The following is a 10,767-nucleotide window of genomic DNA, read 5'->3' on the forward strand; positions in this document are numbered from 1 at the left end:
TACCATCTAAATATCGTTTCACCGCTTGGATTTTTTCTTTTGAAGAAAATTTAGCCATAAAAAATGCACCTCCAATTGTTAGACTGTGTCTAACAATTGGGGTGCACTTCAGAAGAAATACTTATTGGCTTTTTCTCATTTTGAAATTTATTTCTCAAGTTACATAGCATAAAAAACATGATATGATAAATAATTTGGAAAATCATTGGAATGTGTTGTCATATTTAAGATTATTTTGTAAGATTATACTTGTTTCCTGTGAACAAATATAGAACTGAATTATTAAAAATAAAAAATGTAAGATTTATATGTTATAATTTTTCCTATGTGTAAATTTTAGAAAGTTGGAGGAACTTATGGAAGAAACAATTAGTTTAAAAGAGTTATTTCATATTTTTAAAAAACGTTTAGCAATGATCCTCGTAATTGCCTTTGGTGCAGCAATAGTAAGTGCTATTATTAGCTTCTTCTTTATGACACCAATCTATCAATCTTCGACGCAAATTCTTGTTAACCAGAAGAAACAAGAAGGGGCAATGTTCCAAGCTGGTGAAATTCAAACGAATATTCAATTAACGAATACATATAAGGTTATTATTAAAAGCCCAGTAATCTTAGAACAAGTGAATGAAAAATTAAATTTAAATATGACAGCGCAAGAGTTAACAAAAAAGGTTAATGTTGCGAATGAAAAGGATTCACAAGTAATCGCTGTAACAGCTGAGGATAAAGATCCTAAAATAGCTCGTGATATTGCGAATGCAACTGCAGATGTATTTAAAGGCGAAGTTGCAAAAATTATGAACGTTGATAACGTAACAGTAATATCTAAAGCAGAAGTTGCAGAAAATCAATCTCCGATTAAACCAGCTCCTATGCTTAATATAGCAATTGCTTTCATTGTTGGTTTAATGGCTTCAGTTGGTCTTGCATTCTTACTCGAATACTTAGATAACACAGTGAAAAAAGAAGAAGATGTAGAAAATTTACTTGGTTTACCAGTATTAGGTATTGTAGCTCGTATGGATGAAGAAACATTGAACGTGAAATCACACGCTCCATCATCAAGAAAAGTGAGGGGACAAACAATTGGCTCTTAATTTATTTAAAAAGAAAAAGAATCATCGTCAACGCCGTCAATTAATTGCTCATCAACAACCGAAATCACCAATTTCAGAACAATATCGTAATATTCGAACGAATATTGAATTTGCAGCTGTTGATACGAATTTACATTCATTAATGGTAACATCTGCGAACCCAAGTGAAGGGAAAACGACAACGACAGCGAATATGGCAGTTGTGTTTGCTCAACAAGGAAAAAAAGTATTATTAATTGATGCAGATATGCGTAAACCAGCAATGCATCAAATGTTCCAAGTAGATAATATTTTTGGACTCACGAATGTATTAACACATAGTGAACGTTTAGAAAAATGTGTACAAACGACATCTGTAGACAATCTACACTTTTTAGCTTGTGGTCCAATCCCACCAAACCCGGCAGAATTGTTAGGTTCAAAATCAATGAAAGAACTTCTTGGACAAGCATACAGTATGTATGATTTAGTTATTTTTGATATGCCACCAATTTTAGCTGTAACCGATGCGCAAATTATGGCAAATGTATGTGATGCTTCTATTCTTGTTGTTCGTAGTGAATCAACAGAGAAAGAAACAGCGGTAAAAGCAAAAGGATTGTTAGAATCAGCTAAAGGTAAATTGTTGGGCGTTGTTCTGAATGATCGTGAACGTGAAGAAGGCTTATATTATTATTACGGTGCAAACTAATTACAAGAGTGAGATATGGTTGAAACATATCTCCTTTTTTCCCTTGAATATGAGCGATATCTCATATTCAAGGGAAAAAAGATCTTTATAGGAGAGAGGGAGGATGAAACAAATGATAGATTTACATTGTCACATTTTACCTGGTATCGATGACGGTGCACAGACAGTAACAGATAGTTTAGCCATGGCGCAACAAGCTGTGTCAGAAGGAATACATACCATTGTCGCAACACCACATCATCAAAATGGAAAATATGTAAATGAACGTACCTCAATTATTCATCACGTAAAACAACTAAATGATGAACTACAACAACATAATATTCCACTTACTATTTTACCTGGGCAAGAAGTCAGGTTATATGGTGAGTTATTAGAAGACTATGAAGCTGGTAAAATCGTTACTTTAAATGAAACACATAAATACATATTCATTGAGTTCCCATCGAATCACGTACCTCGTTATGCCGAACAACTATTATATGAACTACGTGTAAAAGGAATGATTCCAATTATCGTTCATCCAGAACGTAATGCCGAGTTAATTGAGCGGCCAGATAAGTTATATAACCTCGTAAATAAAGGTGCATTAACACAAGTGACAGCAGGTAGTTTACTTGGGAAATTTGGTAAAAAGATTAAAAAATTCTCACTACAGCTTGTGGAACATAATTTAACACATATGGTCGCTTCAGATGCACATAACACAACGTCAAGAGGATTTCATTTAGCAGAAAGCTATGAACTAATTGAGAAAGAATTTGGAACGAGTGTTATGAGTGATTTGAAAGAAAATCCGTATTTATTAATTAGCGGGAAGGCAATTTACAAAGAAGATCCAGAACAAATTCGTCGTAAAAAATTGTTCGGTATTTTTTAAATAAGGAACTGGTGATGTCTCCTAACCGTTATCAATGGGGGCACTCGGTCGTGCTGTGGGTAGAAATTTTTATTTCGAACCTACCTTAGACGCTTGTCGTCGGGAGTATGACGTGAGGATGGGTTGGATGCCCATAATTTATTTCTAATAGAAACTCTACCTATAGAGTTATAAAAATAACTCTATAGGTAGGGTTTTTGTTATTGCTACATATGAATAAATGGATGCAGGGGGGATATTTTTGAAAAAAGTAAGAAAGGCGATAATTCCAGCTGCTGGTCTTGGGACAAGATTTTTACCAGCAACGAAAGCGATGCCGAAAGAAATGTTACCTATCGTTGATAAACCAACAATTCAATACATAGTAGAAGAAGCGATAGAATCAGGAATTGAAGATATTATTATTGTTACTGGAAAAGGTAAACGTGCCATTGAAGATCATTTTGATCATTCCTTTGAATTAGAGCAAAATCTCTTAGAAAAAGGGAAGTATGAAATGCTTGAAAAAGTACAAGCTTCTTCAAAAATTAATATTCATTACATAAGACAAAAAGAACCAAAAGGGCTAGGACATGCAGTATGGTGTGCACGTAAATTTATTGGAAATGAACCATTTGCGGTATTACTTGGTGATGATATTGTGCAGGCAGAAACACCATGTTTGCGTCAATTAATGGATCAATATGAAGGTACAAAATCATCTGTAATTGGTGTACAAACAGTGCCAGAAAATGAAACACATCGTTACGGCATTATCGATCCAATTGAGCGAAATGGCCGCAATTATCAAGTGCGTCAATTTGTAGAAAAACCACCAGAAGGAACAGCACCATCGAATTTAGCGATTATGGGTCGTTACGTATTAACACCGGAAATATTTATGTTTCTTGAAGATCAACAGACAGGTGCTGGCGGAGAAATTCAGTTGACAGATGCGATTCAGCGTTTAAATGAAATGCAACGTGTGTTTGCGTATGACTTTGAAGGTACTCGTTATGATGTTGGGGAAAAGTTTGGGTTTATTAGGACTACAATTGAAATGGCACTGCAACAAAAAGAATTAAAAGAACAACTCATAAAATATATGGTTGAACTAGTACATAAAGAAGCGATCAAATAATTGTAGGGGAGAGGGAATATGAAAACTGGTGAAAATATAGCGAGGGATTATCAAATTACACCTGATACTCAAACTATTCAAGTAGAAAGTAATCAATCTAAAATCTATTTAGGAATTAAGTATTTATTAGATGTTATGTTTTCTTTAGTAGGATTAATTGTATTAATGCCTGTTATATTGATATTTAGTATACTTATTATTTTAGAATCTCCAGGGTCTCCTTTTTATCTGCAAGAAAGATTAGGATTGAATGGGAAGAGATTTAAAGTTATTAAACTACGCTCCATGCGGAATGATGCAGAAAAAAATGGAGCAAAATGGGCAGAAAAGAATGATCCACGTGTTACAAAAATAGGGTTATTTATTCGTAAAACAAGAATTGATGAATTACCGCAACTATTTAATATTTTAAAAGGTGATATGTCTCTTGTCGGACCAAGACCGGAAAGACCGATATTTACGGAGAAATTTGAAAGAGATATACCTGGGTTTAAGAAAAGATTAGAAGTCAAACCAGGATTGACTGGGTGGGCACAAGTCAATGGTGGATATGAAATTACACCGAAAGAAAAATTAAACTTAGATGTTTATTATATCAATCATGCAAGTATAATTTTAGATTTTAAAATTATTATTAAAACAGTTAGAGTTGTAATCACTGGTGATGGTGCTAGATGATATAATAAATTCTCTAATTGCTTAAATTTAGATTGAGTATAATAAATAAAAAGAGTAAAGATTTGAGGAATAGAATTTGTTGAAAAATGATTTTGTTAAAAATGCTATGAAGTTATTAACAGGTACTACAATTGCTCATGCTATTACATTTTTATTTTCTCCAATTATCACCAGAGTTTATAGCCCAAGTGAATTTGGATTATATACTTTATTTCTGACAATAGGAACATCGTTAGGCCTTTTTGCTACAATGAGATATGAAATGGCTATTTTACTACCTAAGGATGAAAAAGAAGCTGATAGCTTAAAAAAACTATGCATATTCTCCAGTTTAATAATATCTATTATAATATTATTTGCTACCTTAATTTATAATAGTATTTCTAATGAAGGAAATAAGTTATTTTTAGGTTTGTTTATATTTGTTTTATTTACGGGTTTATATCAAACATATTATTATTTAAGCAATAGAAGTAACGATTATAAAGGAATGGGTAATTCACGTATAATACAGACGCTACTATTTTCTGTCTTATCAATAGCTTTTTATAAAATAGGTGGTACTGGATTAGTTATTGCACATATATTGTCAGTGATAGCATCTTATATATACTTAAAGAATCGAAGAAGTAATAACTTTTTTGAAATCAATTTTCAGTTAAAAGGTTCCAGAAGTATAATAAAGGTTGCAAAAAAATATAAAGATATGCCAATGTATAATTCTATTCATGCATTTATGGATGTAATTATGAATAATGGGTTATTATTTTTAATCAGTATATTTTATGGAAGTGCTGTTTTAGGATTATATTCATTTGCATGGAAAGTATTGAGGGCACCATTAGCAGTTATTGGATCTGCTGTAGGACAAGTTTATTTGAATAGAGCTTCTCAATATTATAATGATAAACAAGCCATTAAACCATTAATGAACAAAATTATATTTAGATTGTTATTAGTTGCGCTTCCATTATTTCTTATTTTGGGGCTTGAGGGAGACGTAATCTTTAGTTTTGTTTTTGGTCAAAGTTGGAAAGAGGCTGGAAGCTATGTTCAAATACTATCACCTTGGTTATTTTTTAATTTTATGAGTTCACCCATTGTACAGACATTTGTTGTGTTAAATAAGCAGAGAAATGCTTTAGTTTATTCATTTATTCAAACAGTTATGACGATATCAACCATAATAGCTATTCCTTTCTTCAGTAAAGACATCTATACATTATTACCTTGGTTATCACTGATTGGTTCATTAAGCTGTATTGTATTTATAATATGGATATATAAAATTGTTTCAGAATATGAGAAGAAAATAATAAGTGAGTAAATTTTTATAAGGATACTAAGTCGTATCGTATGCTGGGGGTAAAAGTGATTGGAAAATATTATTTCTTCTACTGAAGTAGAAAAAGTATCAAATAAAATACTATCAATATTACTGAGTATGTTTATTATTTGTGCTATTTTAAATAATAGTGGTATACCGGTTTTAGATAAACTAGGCTTCCTTAGTTTACTGTCTATTTTCGGTATGGGAGCGTTTTTTTTATTATCTTTACTATCAATTAATTTTAGAGTAGGATCGAGAAAAATATATATATATGTTGTGTTTATTGCTTTTACGATTTCTTCATTCTTTAGTTTGCTAGATCATCCAAGTAGTAAAGGTGTCTATATATTTAGCGAATTGTTGTTAATTAACATACTTTTTATTTCTTTAACAATTTATAATTTAACTGAAAATATAATAAAGTATATGTCAATATTTGGAATGGTATATGTGGTTATTTGTTATATATTAGATGTTGCTACTAATGGAAGAATGAGTAATATATTATATACAAACCCTAACACCTTGGGGGCAACAGTATTCTATTTGTATATATTTTTTATATTTAGAGTGAATTATTTTAAAACAAAGCGAATAGGTAATTTATATTTTCTTTGTGTGTCTTTCTTTTCAATAATATTAATTTTTTATAGCCAAGCTAGATCCATTTGGATTAGTCTTGCTGTCTTTTTTATAACTTACTATATATGGGATTTCCTTTGCAAAAGAAAAATTTTAACACATATATATATATGTGTTATTTTAGCTTTTTGTATGTTATTTAGCTTCTGGTATCCTAGATTGCCAGAATATGACTTTGCACTAGAATGGAATAGTAAGTTATTGGAGTTAACGGGGAAATCATTATTCTCTGGACGACAGCTTGTTTGGAAAGATCTATTGAATTCAGCAATGGAAAATCCATTATTAGGATATAGCTTTGATATGAGGTTTAATGGTGGTATGTCAGCACATAACATGTATCTAGAAATTATATTACAGTCAGGAATATTAGGAGTAGGACTTTTGTTAATCTTATTCTATTGTCTTTGGTTGTATCTGTGTCGTTATGGTCATTATGCTAATTCTAGAATTTCAGGAGCAGCTTTAATTGCTATAATAATACATCAATTATTTGAAGTAACGTTAATTCAAAATAATTTAGCAATTGGTATAATGCAATGGATAATTATTTCCTTAGGATTTAGTGGAGGTTTAATTCGAAAAAAATACCTCAAAGGAGTAAAATAATGAAAAAAATATGCTATTTAGCCCCTGCATCAAATATTCATACTGTTCGATGGGTAAATGCATTAGTTGAAAATCAATTTGATGTTACCCTAGTCACTATGCATGAACCTGATATGGATAAGATAGATTCTAATGTCAAGATAGAGGTGTTACCTTTTAAAAAGGGATATGGTTATTATTTAAATGCATGGGCTTTAAAATCTGTATTAAGAAAATATAACCCAGATTTCTTACATGTACATTATGCAAGCGGTTATGGAACTTTGGCTCGATTAGCTAAATTTGAACCAACAATCCTTTCTGTTTGGGGAAGTGATGTATATTTATTTCCTAATAAAAGGGAAGTAAATAGACGAATATTAAAGAAAAATTTGAGCCATGCAAAATATATTACTTCAACAAGCCATGATATGAAAAGAGAGACAGAAAAATACTTAGATTATAATAAGGAAATATATATTACACCATTTGGTATTGATACCCAATTGTTTAGGGTGAATGATAATAAGAATAATAATGAAAATAATCAGCTTCGTATAGGAATTGCAAAAAAACTAGAGAAGGTATATGGGATTGATTATTTAATACGGGCAGTAAGTGAATTAAAAAAGAAGTTAAAAATCCAGGGATATAATAATATAGCCGATAATTTAAAATTAATTATTATTGGTGAGGGAAGTCAGAGAGAGGAATTAAATTCATTAGTCAAGGAACTTGAGTTAGAAAATCAAGTAGAGTTTATAGGGAATATTCCAAATGTAGAAATTCCTAATTATTTGAATGAAATAGATATCTTTTGCATCCCTAGTTTATCAGAAAGCTTTGGGGTTGCAGCTTTAGAAGCTTCAGCTTGTGCCGTTCCAGTTGTTGCTTCAAATGTAGGAGGATTACCAGAAGTCGTATTACATGGGGAAACTGGATATCTAGTCGATGCAGGAAATTCAAAAGAGCTATCTGAGAGGTTATATGAACTAGCATTAAACCCAGAATTAAGAAAAGCGTTTGGAGAAAAAGGTAGAGAACTTGTAAACTCTAAGTATAGTTGGAAAGAAAGTGTAAGGATTATGCTTGAGGTTTATAATAATATAGAGGATTAATTGGGATGTGAAAGCATTGTGATTTACAAGGTACAGTAATGAGGTTTTTAAGTTGTATTTAAAATGACCTTTTATTTAAATGTGGAAAGTCTATGCTACCTTCAAAATAGTCTATATTTAGATATAGTTTTACCTAAGCTACTAGTGTTTTAGCATTAGTAGCTCTTATTATGATTATTAAAGGAGTATTGTAGAAAAATGGATATTGATTCGAATGTATCAGATATTAAACCTATTATTTCAATTGTTACACCATCTTATAACGCAAGTTCCTTTATTAAAGAGACGATTCATTCCGTACAATCTCAAACTTATAATAATTGGGAAATGATTATTGTAGATGATGTTTCAAAGGATAATACTCGTGAATTAATAAAAGAAGAAATTGAAAAAGATAACCGTATTCGGTTAATTGAATTGACAGAAAACAGTGGAGCAGCAATAGCGAGAAATACTGGCATTAATAATGCAAAAGGAAAGTATGTAGCTTTCCTAGATAGTGATGACTTATGGCTACCGGAAAAACTAGAAAAGCAATTAGAATTTATGCAGAATAATGATATAGCTTTTTCATTTACGAGTTATCAAATTATGAATCAAGATGGTACTCTCACTGATAAGGTTGTGCATGTTCCAGAGAAAATTAATTATAATGGATTATTAAAAAATACAATAATCGGCTGTTTAACGGTGATGTTGGATATTGAGAAGTTAGGTAGAGTACAAATGCCTAATATTAGAACACGGCAGGATACTGCAACATGGCTGAAAATATTAAGACAAGGTCATTATGCTTATGGATTAGATGAAGTTTTATCTAAGTATAGAAAAGTTGAAAATTCTATTTCTAGTAAAAAATTTAAAATGGCTAAAATGAATTGGAAATTATATAGAGAAATTGAGGAGTTAAGTATCCCGAAATCTGCATGGTGTTTTATAAATTATGCTCTAAATGGAGTAGTAAAACATTTTGTTAAATAAGCATTAAAAGCCCTTTTCTTCAAAGGGCTTTTTTTATTGTTAATAATTAAGGAGGATATAAGATGAATATTGCTATTTTTGGTACAGGTTATGTAGGACTAGTAACGGGGGTTTGTTTATCGGATATTGGGCATCGCGTGACTTGTATTGATATTGATGAAAATAAAGTTGCAAGAATGAAAAAAGGTATTTCACCAATATATGAACCAGGTTTAGATGATTTAATGAGTAAAAATATTAAAGAAAATAGATTGTTATTTACAACGGATTGTCGTCAAGGGATTGAAGAAGCAGATGTTATTTATATAGCAGTAGGTACACCGCAGCAAGCAGATGGTTCAGCTAATTTACAATATATTGAGCAAGTTGCTTTAGATATTGCTAATAACCTTAAAAAAGATTCGATTGTAGTAATTAAAAGTACAGTTCCAGTTGGAACAAATGATCATGTAAAAAATTTAATTCAACAAAATTTAAAAGCAAATGTAAAAATTAGCATGGTATCGAACCCTGAATTTTTAAGAGAGGGTTCAGCAATTCACGATAGTTTCTATGGAGATCGTATCGTTATTGGGACTGATGATGCTAAAACTGCCGAGGCTATGGAAGAAGTGAATAAACCTTTTAATGTTCCTGTTTTTAAAACAACAATTAGAAGTTCAGAAATGATTAAATATGCAGCAAATGCTTTCTTGGCTACAAAAATTAGCTTTATTAATGAAATTGCTAATATTTGTGAAAAAATAGGTGCGGATGTAGAGCATGTAGCTAATGGTATGGGATTAGATAAAAGAATTGGTACACAATTTTTAAAAGCTGGTATTGGATATGGTGGTTCTTGTTTCCCAAAAGATACACATGCTTTAATACAAATTGCTGGTAATGTAGATCATGATTTTGACTTGTTAAAATCAGTTATTACAGTAAATAATAATCAACAGGCATCGCTCGTTGAAAAAATAAAAAATGTATTAGGTGATATGGAAGGAAAGCAAGTGGCTATGCTTGGTTTAGCTTTTAAACCAAATACTGATGATATGAGAGAAGCGGCATCTATTGTTATTGCAAATGATTTAGTAAAAATGGGTGCGAAGGTCGTAGCTTATGATCCGATTGCTACTGAAAATGCAAAGAAAGTATTACCTAATGAGGTTCAATATGTGTCCTCTGTTGCAGGAGCAGTTAAAAATGCCGATGTAACACTTATTGTAACTGAATGGGATGATATAAAAGAATTCCCTATTGAACAGTATATCAAATTAATGAAACAACCTATTATTTTTGATGGTCGTAATTGCCATGGTTTAGAATATGTGAACAAGTTTAATGTAGACTATTATTCAGTAGGAAGACCAGCTGTAGTTCGTGAAAAAGTTTCTTTATAATTAGGGGATAATTTATAGGATGAGAATCTGTAAGACTAATTTTTATAAATAAAGAAGTTTTTTATTAACCTAGCTAGTTTGAATTATAGCTAGGTTAGTGTTTACATGCTTATTATAAAGATATGAAGTAACGGGGAGGCTTGTAATTATGGCAATACTTGTAACAGGTGGAGCAGGATATATTGGTAGTCATACATGTGTAGAATTACTAAATAGCGGTTACGAAGTTATAGTAGTGGATAACCTTTCGAATA

The 10,767-nt window shown here is 31.2% G+C and carries 11 protein-coding genes; all 11 read left to right on the forward strand.

Annotated elements, in window-relative coordinates; genetic code table 11:
- Positions 1–356: 356 nt before the first annotated feature.
- Positions 357–1,100 carry a YveK family protein gene (locus ACUN13_RS31945; RefSeq protein WP_000393115.1) on the forward strand — a complete coding sequence of 248 codons (744 nt, stop codon included), beginning with the start codon at positions 357–359 and terminating at the stop codon, positions 1,098–1,100.
- Entirely contained in the window at positions 1,090–1,791 is a 702-nt protein-coding gene (locus ACUN13_RS31950) for a CpsD/CapB family tyrosine-protein kinase (protein ID WP_001207164.1), read from the forward strand. Before ACUN13_RS31945 ends, ACUN13_RS31950 begins: the two co-directional genes overlap by 11 nt.
- 112 nt (positions 1,792–1,903) lie before the next feature.
- A complete protein-coding gene (locus ACUN13_RS31955; protein ID WP_031312366.1) occupies positions 1,904–2,671 on the forward strand; it encodes a tyrosine-protein phosphatase in 768 nt (255 codons plus the stop codon).
- Between the two features lie 241 nt (positions 2,672–2,912).
- Complete coding sequence (galU, locus tag ACUN13_RS31960) at positions 2,913–3,791, forward strand: UTP--glucose-1-phosphate uridylyltransferase GalU (RefSeq protein WP_017674224.1); 879 nt, start codon at positions 2,913–2,915, stop codon at positions 3,789–3,791.
- Positions 3,792–3,809: 18 nt separating this feature from the next.
- Entirely contained in the window at positions 3,810–4,469 is a 660-nt protein-coding gene (locus tag ACUN13_RS31965) for a sugar transferase (protein WP_017674225.1), read from the forward strand.
- Positions 4,470–4,545: 76 nt separating this feature from the next.
- Positions 4,546–5,796 carry a lipopolysaccharide biosynthesis protein gene (locus ACUN13_RS31970; RefSeq protein ID WP_232732721.1) on the forward strand — a complete coding sequence of 417 codons (1,251 nt, stop codon included), beginning with the start codon at positions 4,546–4,548 and terminating at the stop codon, positions 5,794–5,796.
- A gap of 48 nt (positions 5,797–5,844) precedes the next feature.
- On the forward strand, positions 5,845–7,050 hold the full coding sequence (locus tag ACUN13_RS31975; protein WP_089607752.1) for an O-antigen ligase family protein: 1,206 nt from the start codon (positions 5,845–5,847) through the stop codon (positions 7,048–7,050).
- Positions 7,050–8,147, forward strand: coding sequence for a glycosyltransferase (locus ACUN13_RS31980; protein WP_089607751.1), 1,098 nt, complete (start codon positions 7,050–7,052; stop codon positions 8,145–8,147). The genes ACUN13_RS31975 and ACUN13_RS31980 overlap by 1 nt, the downstream gene beginning before the upstream one ends.
- Positions 8,148–8,345: 198 nt before the next feature.
- Complete coding sequence (locus tag ACUN13_RS31985) at positions 8,346–9,128, forward strand: glycosyltransferase family 2 protein (RefSeq protein WP_089607750.1); 783 nt, start codon at positions 8,346–8,348, stop codon at positions 9,126–9,128.
- A gap of 62 nt (positions 9,129–9,190) precedes the next feature.
- Entirely contained in the window at positions 9,191–10,513 is a 1,323-nt protein-coding gene (locus ACUN13_RS31990) for a UDP-glucose dehydrogenase family protein (protein ID WP_089607749.1), read from the forward strand.
- Positions 10,514–10,661: 148 nt separating this feature from the next.
- The coding region (locus ACUN13_RS31995; RefSeq protein WP_113623475.1) for an NAD-dependent epimerase/dehydratase family protein at positions 10,662–10,767 on the forward strand (106 nt) is incomplete at its 3' end.

The sequence above is a fragment of the Bacillus cereus group sp. Bce041 genome, from assembly GCF_052646455.1.

What these genes read in the sequence shown, in the direction of transcription:
- ACUN13_RS31990 (WP_089607749.1), top strand. Translation starts at nt 9,191, where the DNA reads ATGAATATTGCTATTTTTGGTACAGGTTATGTAGGACTAGTAACGGGG.
- ACUN13_RS31985 (WP_089607750.1), top strand. Translation starts at nt 8,346, where the DNA reads ATGGATATTGATTCGAATGTATCAGATATTAAACCTATTATTTCAATT.
- ACUN13_RS31980 (WP_089607751.1), top strand. Translation starts at nt 7,050, where the DNA reads ATGAAAAAAATATGCTATTTAGCCCCTGCATCAAATATTCATACTGTT.
- ACUN13_RS31955 (WP_031312366.1), top strand. Translation starts at nt 1,904, where the DNA reads ATGATAGATTTACATTGTCACATTTTACCTGGTATCGATGACGGTGCA.
- ACUN13_RS31945 (WP_000393115.1), top strand. Translation starts at nt 357, where the DNA reads ATGGAAGAAACAATTAGTTTAAAAGAGTTATTTCATATTTTTAAAAAA.
- ACUN13_RS31965 (WP_017674225.1), top strand. Translation starts at nt 3,810, where the DNA reads ATGAAAACTGGTGAAAATATAGCGAGGGATTATCAAATTACACCTGAT.